The organism is Streptomyces sp. NPDC107581 (genome assembly GCF_055657175.1).
In genome coordinates this window covers 554,055-570,604 of record NZ_JBVKBH010000006.1, presented here as the reverse complement: position 1 = coordinate 570,604, position 16,550 = coordinate 554,055, and the positions used below count along the sequence as shown (strand labels likewise).

Annotated in this window: 11 protein-coding genes; 5 read left to right on the top strand and 6 right to left on the bottom strand. The window is 69.8% G+C overall.

The genetic code is table 11. The features are described 5' to 3' along the window. Together ACZ7P3_RS18745 and ACZ7P3_RS18740 are read left to right on the top strand one after the other, a co-directional pair. Positions 1 to 1,377 carry an alpha-amylase gene (locus ACZ7P3_RS18745; protein WP_472082930.1) on the top strand — a complete coding sequence of 459 codons (1,377 nt, stop codon included), beginning with the start codon at positions 1 to 3 and terminating at the stop codon, positions 1,375 to 1,377. Between the two features lie 132 nt (positions 1,378 to 1,509). Continuing rightward, entirely contained in the window at positions 1,510 to 2,964 is a 1,455-nt protein-coding gene (locus tag ACZ7P3_RS18740; protein WP_472082928.1) for a hypothetical protein, read from the top strand. Here ACZ7P3_RS18740 and ACZ7P3_RS18735 read toward each other — a convergent pair. After that, entirely contained in the window at positions 2,948 to 3,985 is a 1,038-nt protein-coding gene (locus tag ACZ7P3_RS18735) for a hypothetical protein (RefSeq protein ID WP_472082926.1), read from the bottom strand. The two genes, ACZ7P3_RS18740 and ACZ7P3_RS18735, sit on opposite strands and share 17 nt — an antisense overlap. Positions 3,986 to 4,820: 835 nt before the next feature. Here ACZ7P3_RS18735 and pulA point away from each other — a divergent pair. Next, complete coding sequence (gene pulA, locus ACZ7P3_RS18730) at positions 4,821 to 10,226, top strand: pullulanase-type alpha-1,6-glucosidase (protein WP_472082924.1); 5,406 nt, start codon at positions 4,821 to 4,823, stop codon at positions 10,224 to 10,226. Between the two features lie 32 nt (positions 10,227 to 10,258). Further along, positions 10,259 to 10,624, top strand: a complete 366-nt coding sequence (locus tag ACZ7P3_RS18725) for a 5-carboxymethyl-2-hydroxymuconate Delta-isomerase (RefSeq protein WP_472082922.1) — start codon at positions 10,259 to 10,261, stop codon at positions 10,622 to 10,624. A 6-nt stretch (positions 10,625 to 10,630) separates the two neighbouring features. On the opposite strand, the gene ACZ7P3_RS18720 is transcribed toward ACZ7P3_RS18725, so the two are convergent. From ACZ7P3_RS18720 to ACZ7P3_RS18700, 5 genes are all read right to left on the bottom strand, one after another. Further along, on the bottom strand, positions 10,631 to 11,323 hold the full coding sequence (locus ACZ7P3_RS18720; RefSeq protein WP_472082999.1) for a TetR/AcrR family transcriptional regulator: 693 nt from the start codon (positions 11,321 to 11,323) through the stop codon (positions 10,631 to 10,633). Between the two features lie 92 nt (positions 11,324 to 11,415). Continuing rightward, positions 11,416 to 12,465: a PDR/VanB family oxidoreductase gene (locus ACZ7P3_RS18715; protein ID WP_472082920.1), complete on the bottom strand. Its 1,050-nt coding sequence runs from the start codon at positions 12,463 to 12,465 to the stop codon at positions 11,416 to 11,418. Continuing rightward, a complete protein-coding gene (locus ACZ7P3_RS18710; protein WP_472082918.1) occupies positions 12,465 to 13,361 on the bottom strand; it encodes a metal-dependent hydrolase in 897 nt (298 codons plus the stop codon). Before ACZ7P3_RS18710 ends, ACZ7P3_RS18715 begins: the two co-directional genes overlap by 1 nt. 102 nt (positions 13,362 to 13,463) lie before the next feature. Beyond that, a complete protein-coding gene (locus ACZ7P3_RS18705) occupies positions 13,464 to 15,389 on the bottom strand; it encodes a hypothetical protein (protein ID WP_472082916.1) in 1,926 nt (641 codons plus the stop codon). 49 nt (positions 15,390 to 15,438) lie between these two features. Further along, complete coding sequence (locus tag ACZ7P3_RS18700; RefSeq protein ID WP_472082915.1) at positions 15,439 to 15,948, bottom strand: tetratricopeptide repeat protein; 510 nt, start codon at positions 15,946 to 15,948, stop codon at positions 15,439 to 15,441. 136 nt (positions 15,949 to 16,084) lie between these two features. On the opposite strand from ACZ7P3_RS18700, the gene ACZ7P3_RS18695 reads away from it, so the two are divergent. Next, a complete protein-coding gene (locus ACZ7P3_RS18695) occupies positions 16,085 to 16,486 on the top strand; it encodes a hypothetical protein (RefSeq protein WP_472082913.1) in 402 nt (133 codons plus the stop codon). Positions 16,487 to 16,550: the final 64 nt, after the last annotated feature.

Sequence of the window (16,550 nt, the reverse complement as noted above, 5' to 3'; positions counted from 1 at the left end):
ATGGCACGCAGAACCCTCCCGGCGGTGGTCGCCCTCACGGCCGCCGTCACGATTGGCATGTACCCGACTACAGCGCAGGCCTCCCCGCCCGGCACCAAGGACGTCACCGCCGTCCTGTTCGAGTGGAACTACGCCTCGGTGGCCAAGGAGTGCAGCAGCACTCTCGGTCCCGCCGGCTACGGATACGTCCAGGTCTCCCCGCCCGCCGAGCACATACAGGGCCCGCAGTGGTGGACGTCGTACCAGCCGGTGTCGTACAAGATCGCGGGCCGCCTCGGCGACCGCACCTCGTTCCAGACCATGGTGAACACCTGTCACGCGGCCGGAGTGAAGGTCGTGGTCGACACCGTCGTCAACCACATGTCGGCCGGCTCCGGCACCGGCACCGGCGGCTCCTCGTACACGAAATACAACTACCCCGGCCTGTACTCGTCCTACGACTTCGACGACTGCACGTCCCCGGTCACCGACTACCAGGACCGCTGGAACGTCCAGCACTGCGAACTGGTCGGCCTGGCCGACCTGGACACGGGCGAGGAGTACGTCCGCAAGACGATCGCGGGCTACATGAACGACCTGCTCTCCCTGGGCGTCGACGGCTTCCGCATCGACGCGGCCAAGCACATCCCGGCCGAGGACCTGGCCAACATCAAGAGCCGCCTGACCAGCCCCTCCGTCTACTGGAAACAAGAGGTCATCTACGGCGCGAACGAGGCCGTCCAGCCCACCGAGTACACCGGCAACGGAGACGTCCAGGAGTTCCGCTACGCCTACGACCTCAAGCGCGTCTTCAACAACGAGAAGCTGGCGTACCTGAGCAACTACGGCGAGGGCTGGGGCTACCTGAGCAGCTCGGTGGCGGGCGTCTTCGTGGACAACCACGACACCGAACGCAACGGCAGCACCCTCAACTACAAGGACGGCGCGAACTACACCCTGGCGAACGTCTTCATGCTCGCCTACCCCTACGGCGCCCCGGACATCAACTCCGGCTACGAGTGGTCGGACGCGGACGCGGGCCCGCCCAACGGCGGCCAGGTCAACGCCTGCTGGCAGGACGGCTGGAAGTGCCAGCACGCCTGGCCGGAGATCAAGTCCATGGTCGCCTTCCGCAACGCGACGAGGGGGCAGGCCGTCTCCAACTGGTGGGACGACGGCAACAACGCGATCGCCTTCGGCCGGGGGAGCAAGGGGTACGTGGCGATCAACCACGAATCCTCGTCGCTGACCCGCACGTACCAGACGTCCCTGTCCGCGGGTACGTACTGCAATGTGCAGAACGGCACGACGGTGACGGTGAACGCCGGCGGACAGTTCACGGCGACGCTGGGGTCCAACACGGCCCTGGCGATCTATACGGGCAAGTCGAGCTGCTGAACCTGCCGACGGCCGGGCCCACCTCGTCCTGCTCGTCCTGCTCGCCGTCGGGCGGGCGCGGGGTGGGTCCGCGCGGGTCCAACCGGAGCAATTCCGTGTGCGGGGTCACGGGACCGGTCCGAGGCTGGCCCCATGAGCATGCGTCCGTGGGTCGTCGTCGAGGCGCCGGACAGCCGTGGCCTTCGCCGGGTCACCATCGGCGGGTCGGCCGCAGGCAGCGCCTGGTCGCTGCGTGAACTGCGAAAAGTACTCGACCGCCGTGGCTACCCGGACGTGGACGTGGAGGACCCGGCATCCGTGTGCTGGCGCGGCGGGGGCAGCGGCACCTGGCCCGACCGGTCCTGGAGAAGGCGCGCGACCGGCGTCCTCATGGTGCTGGGACTGGTCGCGTCCGCGATCCTCAACGGAAAGGTCGGATGGCCGGACGCCTCCGGCGCCCTGACTTTTGCGCAGCGAATAACCGGGGCCCTGTTCGTCCTGTCGGGTCTGGTACAGGTCGCGGCGGCGATCTCGGTCCTCGACCACTCCGGAAGAAGGCGGTCCCAAGTCTCCGGTGGGATCGTCCTGCTCGGCGTCCTCATATCGCTTGCCACCAACAGTATCCTCCTTCTGATGTGGCTCGAGGAGCGGGAACCCACGCCCTACATGCTGGCGTTCATACCGCTCTGGTGCTGGTCGCTGGGGGCACTCTTCCTGCTGGTCCGGGAGAAAGCGTGGAAAGGGGTCCCGCAACCCAGGAAATTCGCCACCGGAGTGTTCGTGTCGGCCCTCCTGACTACTGTCAGCCTGGCGTACTCGACCATGTACCAACCCGCAGTGGCTCCCATACGCTTCGCCCTGAAGGCCGAATTCGGAACGGCGCGGGCGGACCGCGGTCGGCCGTTCGTCCAGGTGCCGCTCAATCTGTCCGTCAAGAACACCGGAGAGGTCTCGGTCTACGTCATCATCAATGACTTCACGGTCTACGGCAGAACTGCCCAATATTCCGCTCAGGGGGACGCGACCCAGAAGCAATGGAAGGAGAGCTACCACGAGGGCCACGACTCCGACGAGGCGGAGCGTCACGTCGATCAACTTGAATTTACGCCCATAAGCAGCGCGCGCTTCTATGTGCCCGGTCAAGTCCTCGGAAGCGGGCAGGAGGACAATCTGGTGCACGTATTTCAGATTCCCAAGGGGATCCAGTACGACCTGCTCCACGTCGACCTGCAGATTACGTACATGAGGCAGGATCGAGGGCGAATCGATGAGGCGGTTTTCCGTAAGCCACACCCGTCGTGGCTCAAGGGCAGCCCGTACTTCTGCCATCCGTCGGATTGCAAGGAGGCGCTCATATATCGCGGCAGGGTGCACCACAATAACAACCTGGTCAACGTGACGCGAAAACCGCGCTATGTGACAGCTGTGTGGTTTCCGGCAGATACTCCTAAATATTCGATTTCTTCTTTTGTCGACTTTGAGGCGGCAACGACTGGCAGAAGTCGCGCCAAACTGAGAAAAGACTCGGACAGGTTCGGCGTTTCCACGGTCAAGTCCTCTTCGGAGGTGTCCGTGGCGGAGTTGCTGAAGTCTATTCCTTCTGCTTAGCCATCTTGACCCAGGAACCTGATTCGACCCCCGCATCCTGGTCGAGTTGCAGAGCCGCCCGCAGGCAATTGAGACCCGGAGTGCCGAGGGTCCCGATGAGCTCGCTTGCCGGTAGGGAATCGGCGAGCTTGGGGATGAGGCGCTTGATTTGCAGCGGGGCGTCGGCGGGCTCCTCGTTCTCCAGCTGCACGAGTACGTCGAGCGAGTCGTTGCCCGCTTCCCTCGATTTCCAGAAATCGTTGACGCCTTCGGTCGCCCACCTCTTGGGTACCACGCTCTTCAGATCGTCGTTCAGAGTGTCGTCCTGGACGGAATCGAAGACGGCATTGGTGCAGACTTCGGCCGCCTTGGGGAGTGGTACGTCCGGCAGGCCCTGGGCGGACGCGGCCTCCTCCTGCTTCTTCTTCATCCGATCCGACTTCTCGTCCGAGCGGTCCTGCTTCAGCAGAGAAGAGCCGACATCGTATGTGTCCTCCGCCAGTTCCTTCCGATACTTGTACGGTGTGTTCGGGTCGCTGACGATGAGGAACGAAACAGACATCGCCTTCGCCAGCTTCAAGGCCTGCGCATCATGGCTGCCTGTTGTCGCCCCATAGGTCGCGGCGTGCGCGCTCCCGATCAGAGGCCGACGCAGCTCCTCCGGTGTGGCGCGGTCGCCGATCGTGCCCAGCAGGGCTGCCGACCTCTCTGCCACCAGGGACATCACGCGCCGCTGCTCCGGCGGTGTCCCCGAGTGGTTGGCCGCGTCCAGCGCGGCGGTCACCTGTTTGACGAGCCCGGTCAACTGGCCCCGCAGCGCGCGAGGTGTCCGGGGATCGGCGATCACTTCCAGTGTGGAGTTCAGCGCCTGCGCGCTCCTGATGGCGCTGTCACGCTCCTGCGGAGAGGTCCCCGGGTCCTGCACCGCCTTCAGGGTGGCGGTCAGCTGCTCCAGGCTCGGGGCGAGCTCCTCCGGAACTTCCCCCTTCTTCTGGTTCAGGTCTCCCGTCACCTCATCGATGTCCTTCTTCTGCTCCGTCACCGCGTCGGACGCGGCAGTGTCCGTTCCGCTGGGACTGGGCGGCTCATCGGTGCGCGACGACTCGGTCGGTAGAGGCGCCGGGGGCGATGTTGTCGAGGGCGGAGCGCTGGTCGTCGGCGAGGGAGTGCTGATCGTCGGCGAAGGGTGTGGTGTCGTGGCCGACGCGGTGCTCGGCGTCGATGGGGGAGGGGGCTTCGGCGGCGGGGGCGTTGACACGTCCACCCTGGCCTCGCCATGGACCTGCGGCGCCGGCAGAACGGTCCCGGGAGCCGCGGGCAGCGCGAGCGCCGCGGCCAAGGCCGATGCGCTGCTCAGGTGGAAGACATGTCGCCTGGTGATTCCGGCCATCGCGCATCCAGACGGGCTGTGTGTCGCACTGCGGTGTCCGTTGCGGACAGAACTCCCCGAGGGCGGTCCCGCGGTCCGGTTCTGCGCCGAGGCCCGCGGTGAAAGCCGCTCCAGGACCAACTCTTCACCCGTTCAGCGCATCACGCAACGGGAGTCCGAGGCGCCGGCGGGGCCCTCGGAGTGCCCGTCCGGTCCGTTCCGGGCTGCCGACACACCGTCAGGCCTTACCGGGTTACCCGTCACACATCGCCGGGGCACCCGTCACACATCACCGGGCTACCCGTCACGCGCCACCGGGGTACCAGGAGCCGGACACCCGGACGTCTCCGTAGGCATCGGAGTCGGTGAAAGTTCTTGCCATCGGTTTCAGGACTCTTGCTGTAAACCTTTCGTCAGCGATACGGTCACGCGGGCGCCCGGCAGCGATGGCGTGCCGCGGCGTTGGGGTCGGACCCAAGAGAGCCGCATTCGCTAGGAGTTACCGCCTGTGATACCGAGATGGCCGGCGCCCCGCGCGCGCCGTACCCCACGAGCGGGACGAGCCGCGGCCGTCACCGCTGCGGCCCTCGCCGCCGCACTGATCCAGCCACTGGCCGCGCACGCCGCCGCCCCGCCCCCGCCCCCGTCGGACGCCAGTCTCGCGGCCCAGCCCGCCCGGCACGACGACACCCGCGAGCAGTTCTACTTCGTCATGCCGGACCGTTTCGCCAACGGGGACAGGTCCAATGACCGGGGCGGCCTGACCGGCTCCCGCCTGAGCACCGGCTACGACCCCACCGACAAGGGCTTCTACCAGGGCGGCGACCTCAAGGGCCTGACCAGGCGGCTCGACTACATCAAGGGCCTGGGCACCACCGCCATCTGGATGGCGCCGATCTTCAAGAACCGTCCGGTGCAGGGCACGGGCAGCAACGCGTCGGCCGGCTACCACGGCTACTGGATCACCGACTTCACCCAGGTCGACCCGCACTTCGGGACGAACGACGACCTCAAGACCCTCATCTCCACGGCGCACGCCAAGGGCATGAAGGTCTTCTTCGACGTCATCACCAACCACACCGCCGACGTCGTGGACTACAAAGAGAAGTCGTACGACTATCTGTCCAAGGGTGCCTTCCCGTACCTGACCAAGGACGGGCGGCCCTTCGACGACGCCGACTACGCCGACGGCAGCCGGAAGTTCCCCGCCGTGGACGCCGACTCCTTCCCGCGTACGCCGGAGGTCACGAGCGACAGCAAGGTCCCGGCCTGGCTCAACGACCCGACGATGTACCACAACCGGGGCGACTCGACCTACGCCGGCGAGTCCACGACCTACGGCGACTTCTCCGGTCTGGACGATCTGTGGACCGAGCGTCCCGAGGTCGTCCGGGGCATGGAGAAGATCTATGAACGGTGGGTGCGGGACTTCGGCGTGGACGGGTTCCGGATCGACACCGTCAAGCACGTCGACATGGAGTTCTGGACCCAGTGGGCCACCGCGCTCGACAGATACGCGGCCGCGCACGGGCGGAAGAACTTCTTCATGTTCGGCGAGGTCTACTCCGCCGACACCTCCGTCACCTCGCCGTACGTCACCCAGGGCCGCCTGGACGCCACCCTCGACTTCCCCTTCCAGGACGCGGCCCGCGCCTACGCCTCCCAGGGCGGCAGCGCGCAGCGGCTGGCGAGCGTCTTCGGTGACGACTACAAGTACACGACCGACAAGGCCAACGCGTACGAGCAGGTCACCTTCCTCGGCAACCACGACATGGGCCGCATCGGGTACTTCCTGAAGCAGGACAACCCGAAGGCCACCGACGCCGAGATCCTGCGCAAGGACCGGCTCGCCAACGAGCTGATGTTCCTCAGCCGCGGCAACCCGGTCGTCTACTACGGCGACGAGCAGGGCTTCACCGGATCCGGTGGTGACAAGGACGCCCGCCAGACGATGTTCGCCTCCAGGGTCGCCGACTACCTGGACGACGACGAGATCGGCACCGACCGCACCCACGCGAGCGACGCGTACGACACCGGCGCGCCGCTCTACCGGGAGATCGCCGCCCTCTCCAGGCTCCGCAAGGCCAACCCGGCCCTGACGGACGGCGTCCAGAGCGAGCGGTACGCGGCCGACGGGCCCGGCCTCTACGCCTTCACCCGGACGGACCCGAAGACGGGCGCCGAGTACGTCGTCGCCTTCAACAACGCCGACGGCGAGAAGTCCGCGACCTTCACCACCGGCTCGGCCGGCATGACCTACCGGGGCATCTACGGGACCTCCGAGTCGGTGACGTCCGACGCCGGCCGCAAGGTCACCGTCACCGTCCCGGCCGGTTCCGCGGTCGTCCTCAAGGCCACCGGAGCCCTGGCGAAGCCCGCCACCACGCCGACCCTCACCCTGCAGGCCCCGGCCGCCGGGGCCACGGGAACCGTGGACGTCACGGCCGATGCCGACGGGGGTCAGCTCGACCGCGTGGTCTTCGCCGCCCAGGTCGGCAACGGACGGTGGCGCACCCTCGGTTCCGCCGACCACGCCCCCTACAAGGTCACCCAGACCCTCGGCAAGGCCGTGCCCGCCGGCACCGCCCTGCGCTACAAGGCGGTCGTGATCGACTCGGCCGGGCGCACCACGAGTGCCACGGCGAGCAGCACCACCGGCACCCCGCCCGCGCCCGAGGTCCCCACGGCCTCCTCCCGCGACTACGCGATCGTCCACTACAAGCGCGCCGACGGCGACTACGCCGACTGGGGCCTGTACGCCTGGGGCGACCTGGCCGACGGCGAGTCGACCGACTGGCCCGACAGCCACCCCTTCGTGGGCCGCGACGCGTACGGCGCCTTCGCCTACGTCAAGCTCAGGCCCGGTGCCTCGAACGTCGGCTTCCTGGTCATCGACAAGGACGGTGACAAGGACGTCTCCGCCGACCGGTCCATCGACGTCACCAGGACGGGGGAGGTCTGGATCGAGCAGGGCAAGCCGGATGTACTGACGACCAAGCCCGGCTATCCCGCGCAGGACACGGCCAAGGCGGTCGTCCACTACCACCGCGCCGACGGGAACTACGACGGCTGGGGCCTGCACGTCTGGACGGGTGCCGCGCACCCCACCGACTGGTCGAACCCGCTGGAGCCGGTGAAGACTGATGCCTATGGCGCGGTCTTCGAGGTGCCGCTCACCGAGGGTGCCACCAGCCTCAGCTACATCATCCACAAGGGCGACGACAAGGATCTCCCCACCGACCAGTCACTCGACCTCAAGGTGAACGGCCACGAGGTGTGGCTGTTGAACGGCCAGGAGAAGTACCTGCTGCCGCAGCCCGCCGGCAGCGCGGCCGCCCTCGACCTGACCACGTCCAAGGCGGTCTGGATCGACCGGAACACGGTCGCCTGGAACGGCGTCGACGGCGCCGCCTCCACCCAGCTGCTGTACTCCCACGACGGCTCGATCGCCGTCGAGGACGGGACACTGGCCGGCGACGACGAGCGCTGGCTGCGGCTGACGAGGACCACGCTCACCGACGCCCAGAAGGCGAAGTTCCCGCATCTGAAGGACTACACCGCCTGGTCGGTCGACCCGCGCGACCGGGACCGGGTGCGCGAGGCGCTCGGCGGGCAGCTCGTGGCCTCGCAGCGCGCCGCGAACGGCGCCGTCCTCGCCGCGACCGGTGTGCAGAGCGCCGGGGTGCTGGACGACCTGTACTCCGGGGCGACGAAGAGCAGGCTCGGGCCGGTCTTCCACGACGGAAGGCCCACCCTGTCCGTATGGGCGCCGACGGCCCAGTCGGTGCGTCTCGACCTCGACGGCCGCAGCATCGCCATGCACCGCGACGCGGCGACCGGCGTCTGGTCGGTCACCGGCCCCGCGTCCTGGAAGGGCAAGCCCTACCGGTACGTCGTGAAGGTCTGGGCGCCCAGCGTCCGCAAGATGGTCACCAACAAGGTCACCGACCCCTACTCGGTGGCGCTCACCGCGAACTCCGAGCGCAGCCTCGTCGTGGACCTGAACGACAGGTCCCTCGCGCCGGGCGGCTGGGCGGCTCTGCGCAAGCCCAGGGCCGTACCGCTGAAGGACGCCCAGATCCAGGAGCTGCACATCCGGGACTTCTCGGTCGCCGACAGGACCGTCCCGGCGCGGGACCAGGGCACCTACCTGGCCTTCACGGACAAGAACAGCGACGGCTCGAAGCACCTGCGGCAGCTGGCGGAGTCCGGCACCTCGTACGTGCACCTGCTGCCCGCCTTCGACATCGCCACCGTCCCGGAGAAGAAGGCCGACCAGGCGAGGACCGACTGCGACCTGGCCTCCTACCCGGCCGACTCCGACCAGCAGCAGGCGTGCGTGGCGAAGACCGCCGCGAAGGACGCCTACAACTGGGGCTACGACCCGTACCACTACACGGTCCCCGAGGGCTCGTACGCCACCGACCCCGACGGCACCGCCCGCACGGTCCAGTTCCGCAGGATGGTCCAGGCGCTGAACGGGGACGGCCTCAGGGTCGTCATGGACGTCGTCTACAACCACACCGCCGCGAGCGGCCAGGCGGACACCTCCGTCCTGGACCGGATCGTGCCCGGCTACTACCAGCGGCTCCTCGCCGACGGCAGCGTGGCCGACAGCACCTGCTGCGCCAACACCGCGCCCGAGAACGCGATGATGGGCAAGCTGGTCGTGGACTCGATCGTCACCTGGGCCAAGCAGTACAAGGTCGACGGGTTCCGCTTCGACCTGATGGGCCACCACCCGAAGGCCAACATCCTGGCGGTCAGGAAGGCCCTCGACGCGCTGACCCCCGAAAAGGACGGCGTCGACGGCAAGAAGATCATCCTGTACGGCGAGGGCTGGAACTTCGGGGAGGTCGCGAACGACGCCCGGTTCGTGCAGGCCACGCAGCAGAACATGGCCGGCACCGGCATCGCCACCTTCTCCGACCGCGCCCGCGACGCCGTACGCGGTGGCAGCCCCTTCGATGCGGACCCCGGCGTCCAGGGCTTCGCCTCCGGGCTCTACACCGACCCCAACTCGTCCGCGGCCAACGGCACCCCGGCCGAGCAGAAGGCCCGCCTCCTGCACTACCAGGACCTGATCAAGGTCGGCCTGACCGGCAACCTGAAGTCGTTCACCTTCACCGACACCGACGGCAAGCAGGCCAAGGGCTCCGAGATCGACTACAACGGCTCGCCCGCCGGGTACGCGGACGCGCCCGGCGACGCCCTCGCCTATGTCGACGCACACGACAACGAGTCGCTGTTCGACGCCCTGACCTACAAACTGCCCAAGGACACCTCCGCGTCCGACCGGGCCCGGATGCAGGTCCTGGCCATGGCCACCGCCGCCCTCTCGCAGGGGCCGTCCCTCTCCCAGGCGGGCACCGACCTGCTGCGCTCGAAGTCGCTGGACCGCAACTCCTTCGACAGCGGCGACTGGTTCAACGCCATCCACTGGAACTGCGCCGACGGCAACGGCTTCGGGCGCGGTCTGCCGATGGCGGCCGACAACCAGTCCAAGTGGAGCTACGCCAAGCCGCTGCTCGGCACGGTGAAGGTGGGATGCCCGCAGATCAACGGTTCCTCCGCCGCCTACCAGGACCTGCTGAGGATCCGTACGACGGAGAAGGCCTTCTCGCTCGGTACGGCGGCGCAGGTGCAGGACCGGCTCTCCTTCCCGCTGTCCGGCAAGGACGAGACGCCCGGCGTGATCACCATGCGCCTCGGTGACCTGGTCGTGGTCTTCAACGCCACTCCGCAGCGGCAGGAGCAGCACATCGCCGCCCTCGCCGGGACGCCCTACCGGCTGCATCCGGTGCAGGCGTCCGGCGCGGACCCGGTGGTGAAGACCTCGTCCTACGCGGCCGGCCCGGGCACGTTCACCGTTCCCGCGCGGACGGTGGCGGTCTTCACCCGGGCGGCGGAGTAGGGTCGGGGCATCGCCTTAGAACGGGAGTTCCCATGCCGCAGATCACCGTCGACTGCTTCCACCCCGGGGAGGACGCCTTCGACATCGACGGATTCACCCTGGCACTGCACGAGGCGGTGGTCGACATCGCGGCGGCCAAGCCGGAGTCCTGCAAGACGCTGATCCGGCACGACTGCCTCGCGACGTTCGGCTACGAGGACCCCGAGGAGGAGCGGCACGCCATCGTGCACGTCACCATCGGTCTCCTCGCCGGCCGCAGCGAGGAGACCAAGGAGCGGCTGACGGAGACCGCGCTGGAACTGCTGCGCAGATACGTGGCGCCGGAGGACGGCGTCACCCTGCACGCCTCCGCCGAGGTCCGCGACCTGGACCCCTCCTACCGGAAGTTCGTCTGGTAGGCGGGGTCAGGGAGCCAGCGAGATCAGCCGGCCGACGAGCTCCGCGAAGGGCCCGTCGGCCGGTTCGTCCTTGACCATGGTGCGCAGCAGGGCGGCCATGTCGGGGTCGTGGGCGGCACTGACCGCCGCCAGGGCCGCGAAGTCGTGCACGAGCTGCAGCTCCAGTTCGGCGCGCGGGATGCGCCGGCCGTCCAGCCAGATCAGCGCCGTCGACTCGGCGAGCGAGATCCACGAGCGGACGACCAGTTCCAGCCGCGGGGGTGCGTCGACGACGCCCAGGTGCGACAGCATCTGGTCATAGGCGGCCTGGCGTACGGAGTCGATGAGCGCGTTGGTCGCCGAGACGTGTTCCCTCGAGTGGAGCCCGTCCGCGGGGACGGCCGGGCCGCCGCGCATCAGCGCCGAGAAGCCGGGGCCGTGCTCGTCCACGAAGTCGAAGTAGCGGCGCATCACACGCAGCAGCCGGGCCCCCAGCGGACCCTCGCGGGGCTCGGCGAACCGGTCGGCCAGATCCTCCGCGGCGCGCTTCAACGCGGCCTCGTACAGGCTCAGTTTGCCGGGGAAGTAGTGATATACCAGCGGGCGCGAGATGCCCGCCGCCGACGCTATCTCGTCGATGGAGATCTCGTCGGGCGAGCGGCGGCTGAACAGGTCGAGCGCGACACCGATCAGCTGCTGCCGTCGCTCCTCGACACCCATCCTGCGGCGAACCCCGGTACTCATGCGAACACCTTACCGATCGAATCCGGCCCCGAACGGGCCGGACCGGTACCGGCATTCGCATGATTTCGTCACAGATCCAGCACGAGACGCCCACTTCTGGCCCGCGATACACAGATCAGCATCGAGTCGGCACGCTCCGCATCCGTCAGCAGCTCGTCCCGGTGATCCACCTCGCCCTCCAGCACCCGCTGTTGACAGGTCCCGCAGAAGCCCTGCTCGCAGGAGTAGGCGGTGTCCGGCAGCTCCCGGCGCACGGCGGCCAGCACGGTGGAGTCGGCCGGCACCGTCAACGACCGCCCGCTGCGCCGGAGTTCGAGCTCGAACTCGGCGTTCCCGCCGGCCGAGGCGCGGGGCGCGAACCGCTCCAGGTGCAGCGAGGATCCCCGGGGCAGCCGTGCCTCCACCGCCGCCGTCAGGCCTTCCGGGCCGCAGCAGTACACCGCCGCCCCCTCGGGCACCCGGGCGAACCACGCCTCCAGGCCGGGGCGGCCGTCCTCGTCCTCGGCGACCAGCGTCAGCCGGTCCCCGGCGAGCTTGCTCACCTCCTCCAGGAACGGCATCGACGCCCGGGTCCGTCCGCCGTACAGCAGCCGCCAGTCGGTGCCCTCCGGCAGGGCCCGCAGCATCGGCAGGATCGGCGTGATGCCGATGCCGCCGGCGACGAAGGCGTACGAGGGTGCCCCGACCAGCGGGAAGCGGTTGCGCGGTCCGCGCACCTCCAGCTCCATGCCCTCGGTGAGCTGCTCGTGCACCTCGCGCGAGCCGCCCCGGCCGTCCTCCACCAGCCGGGTGGCGAGCGTGTACGAGGACGTGTCCTGCGGATCGCCGCACAGCGAGTACTGCCGGACGAGTCCCGACGGCAGCACCAGGTCGAGGTGCGCACCCGGCTCCCAGCCCGGCAGCCCGCTCCCCTCCAGGCGCAGTTGCACGACTCCGTCGGCGACGGTCTCACGGGCGGTGAGCAGCAGCCGCAGGGCCCGTGAGCGGGGGCGGCCGGAGAGCGGCGGGTCCAGGGCGGGCAGCGGCCACAGCGGCGAGGCCTTGACCCGGCGGCGCAGGGCCCGCCGGGTCAGCAGGGCGGCCCCGGTGACGAGGGCGACGGTGCGCAGCTTCGGCATCACGACGCCGCCTTCTCCGCGGCGAGCGCGGCGGGGGAGGAGGCCAGGTAGGCGACGGCCTGCGCGGTGGAGCCCTCGTGGGAGGGGTGGTAGGAGCGGCTGAGGTAGCGCGGGATGGACTTGAGCATGTCGCCGGTGGCGGGCAGGGTGCCCTGCCGCCCGCGGACGTAGAAGTCCTTCAGGGAGGCCTTGCCGTCCCCCACGGTCGGGTCGTTCTCCAGGAAGAAACGGACCCCGCGCTGCCACAGGAACACCAGTGCGCTGAAGGCCGTCGCCCAGGTGCGCGCCCGGCGCCGGTAGCTGCCGTCGACGTGGGTGAACAGGTCGAAGGCGACGGAGCGGTGCTCGACCTCCTCGGCGCCGTGCCAGCGCAGCAGGTCCAGCATGGTCGGGTCGGCGCCGCGCCGGTCCAGCTCGGCGGCGTTGAGCACCCAGTCGCCGAGGAAGGCGGTGTAGTGCTCGATCGCCGCGATCAGCGCGACCCGCTCCAGCAGCCACCAGCGGCGCGCCCTGCCCGGCGGCAGGGTGCGGTCCCCGAGCAGCTTCTCGAAGAACCAGTCGACCTGGGCGGTGTACGGCGTCGGGTCGAGCCCCTGCTCGCGCAGGTGCGGCAGGACCTCGTCATGGGCCTGGGAGTGCATCGCCTCCTGCCCGATGAAGCCGACGACGTCCTCGCGGAGCCGGTCGTCCCGGATGAGCGGCAGCACCTGCTTGTACACCTGCACGAACCATCGCTCACCGGCGGGCAGCAGCAGGTGCAGCACGTTGATGGTGTGCGTGGTGAAGGGGTCGCCGGGCACCCAGTGCAGCGGTGTGTCCTCCCAGGAGAAGGACACGTTGCGGGCCTTGAGCGGTATGCGCTCGGACTCCACCGGCCGGGCCTGCGTGTTAGACATGGCGTCAATGTACTGACGGGTAGGTGATCTGAGAACCCCTGTGCCGCACCTTGTTGACGCCGATGTCAGCTAGATGCACGCTGGATGCCCGGTGGATGCCGGCTAGTGGAGTCCGCTGATCTGCCGCCCGTCCGCCAGTGTCGCCTTCAGGTCGGCCTGGGCCCCTTGCCTGGCCTTGACCGCCAGCAGCGGCCCCTGCCCCGACGCGGTGACCCCGCCGGTCGCGCGGATCGACGCGGTGCCCTCGCTGCCGGCCGCCAGCAGGTACCAGGTTCCGGCGCCGGACTTCCACAGCACCCCGGCCAGCACATGAGGGTCGCGCGCACCGCAGGCCGGCACGTCCATGCCCTTGGCCACGACCGCTCCCGCCCGCCCGCCCGGCGTGCGGAACTGGGCCAGTGCGGCCGTACCGTCGCCGCGCCAGGTCTCGGCCCGGGTGCACACCCAGCCGGCCGCCCCGCCCGCCTCGGGCAGGGGCTGGTTCGCGAACGCCCACACGTTGACGCTGCGCACGCCCGCGGACCGCTCCATGGCCAGCGAGCAGGCGAACGGCGCCCAGGCACGCAGCCCCTCCGCGCCGGACGCCTCGGCGGCGGCGTCCGGGCGGCCCGCGGTGAGATGGGCCGGGACCAGCTCGCCCAGATCGGTGGCGAGCCGGGTGCCGGAGGCGTCGGTCAGCTGGAGCACGTTCCACGAGGTGCAGCTGCCCGGCTGCAGCGCGGGGCTGGCCAGTGGTGTGGTGACTCCGCCGGTGACGGTGAGGGGAGTCGCGGCCGCCCCCGGCTTCATCAGGTCCCGCTCGGCCGCCTGCTTCACCCAGGGGGCGAGCAGATAGCGGACGTTGCCGTCGGAGCGGCCCAGCACCAGCGCGCCCGCCTCGGCGCCGGTCGCGCCGTCGACGCGGGCGAAATCGAGGGCGGCGCCGGAGGTGCTGTCCGTGGGCTCGGCGTAGCGGACGATGCGCAGACCGTCGTGGAGGAGCACCACGCGGGCGCCGTCCACGTCGCCCGCGTACAGCAGCTGGGGCGGGCCGGCCGGGCCGCCGGTCTGGGTGCCGGGGGTGGCCGAGACGCGTACCGTCCCGCCGGGGCGGGCCCAGACGGCGAGGGCGCGGCGCAGCAGGGCCTTGTCGCCGGTGAGCGGGCCGCGTGCGGGCCACACGGAGAAGTCGGTACGGGCGGCCGACTGCCACGCCGCCGGGGGAACCCGGGTCACCTTGCCCGGGTCCAGGGCCGCCTCGGCCGCCGGGTTCTGCGCGTACAGCGGTGCGGCGGCGCCGTCGGGGCCCCAGCCGCCGCCCGGCATGGCCACCAGCGCCCCGCACACCGCGAGCGCGGCCGCCGCGGCCAGCGCGGCCTTGGTGTGCTGGCGGCGGCGCATCAGATCGGTGGGCCGGGCCTGCAGCGAGCAGGGGTCGTACTCGGGAGAGGAGAGCAGCGCGTCCTGCCCGGGTACCTCGTTGGCCTCCGCCAGCGCGGACTCGGGCTGTTCGACCCCGGACGCCTGAAGGATCCTGCGGATGTCGGGGTCGGGCAGCTTCTCCAGGCCGCGCAGCACGTACACGGCGCGGGCCGGGCCGGACAGGGCCGACAGCCGCTGGTCCAGGGCGAGTTCGTCGGCGCCGCCGGAGCGCGGGAACAGCCGCAGGCCCCACACCTGGGGGAGCAGGGGCGGCACCAGCTGTGAGAGCCTCGGCAGGGCCTTGCGGGGGCGGGCCGCCTCCAGCGCCGCCCGCAGCACGCGCAGGCGGAGGAAGGCGTACCCGGGGTCGCCGTCCCGGCTCGAGGACTGGGCCGGGATCACGGACGTGTGTTTGCGGCCCCCGGGCAGGGCACGCTGGGCCAGAGCGTGTGCCGTCAGCACCCGGCGGCTGCGCCCGAGGCGGGGCGGCAGCACCAGATAGGCGAGCCGGACCAGCCGGGGGTAGTGCTCGACGAGCGCGGCCTCGGCCTGCTCGACGTCGACTACCGGGCCGGCGGCTCCGGCGGAGGCGGGTGCGGGACGCTGGTCTACTTCCTGTGACTGCACGTCCGGGAAAACGAGCGAACCGTTGGTTGGTCACCGCCACACGGGTGAGTCAGTCCTCCGGCTCGACGAGCAGGCGTGCGTAGTTCCCCATCGACCGCTGGTAGCGCGGCAGATGCGGAGCCAGCGCGCCGAGCACCAGGGACAGGCCCTCGCGGTCGCGGCCCAGGCTGGACAGGCACAGGGCGAGACAGGCCCGTACCGCGTCGTCCAGCTCGTCCGACCCGGCGTCCAGTTCGGGGGTGAGCAGGTCGACACCCTCCTGGGCCTGCCCGATGTTCCGCAGCGAGCTGGCCATCTGGATCTTGGCCCGGCGGCCCTTGTACCGGCTGGCCCCGCTCAGACCGAGGGCCAGCGCCTCCCGGTACAGCGGCACCGCCCGGTCCGAGTGGCCGGTGGAGTCCCAGGCGCAGGCCCGCTCGAACGGGCCCAGCGGGCTGTCCTGCGGCAGTTCGGCGACGAGTTTGCCGATCACGGCGCGGAACTCGGCCGCATCCTCCTCCGCGTAGTCGTCGAAGGTGGCCCAGGCCGCGGTCACGCGATCTTCCCAGTCTTGGTTCACCGTGGCACTTTCGCACGCCTGTGCCCGTACCGGCACCGGATTTGAGCACAGCGCGCGCGACAGCCGTATCGAAGGGCGGGGTCCCTCGCCGGGGCTCCCTGCGGCATGCTTCTGCGCACCAGGACCGGAGGAACAGATGAGGTTGACGCGACCGATGCTCGCCGTTGCGGGTGCGGCGGCCGTACTGGCGCTGACGGGCTGCGGCTCCGGCGGGGAGACACAGAAGGTGCCGGCCACCGCCACGGGCAGCCTGGAGAGCCTGGCCGCCGACGTGAAGTGCAAGCCGAACATGCAGACCGACGCGGACGAGATCCGCCAGGCCATCTGCAAGAACACCGACGGGAAGTTCATCCTCGCGACCTTCGCCACCGACCGCGGCCAGCGCGAGTGGATCAACGACGCCAAGGACTACGGCGGCTACTACCTGGTCGGCCGCAAGTGGGTCGCCGTCGGCGACAACGGCGTCGTCAAGGCGCTGCGCGGCACGCTCGGCGGTGATGTGGAGATCGGGACCGACCACCACGCGCACAGCGGCTGACGGCCGCGGCACAGCACACGGAAGCGGGCGGTGGGAAATTCCCACCGCCCGCTCGCGCTACCGG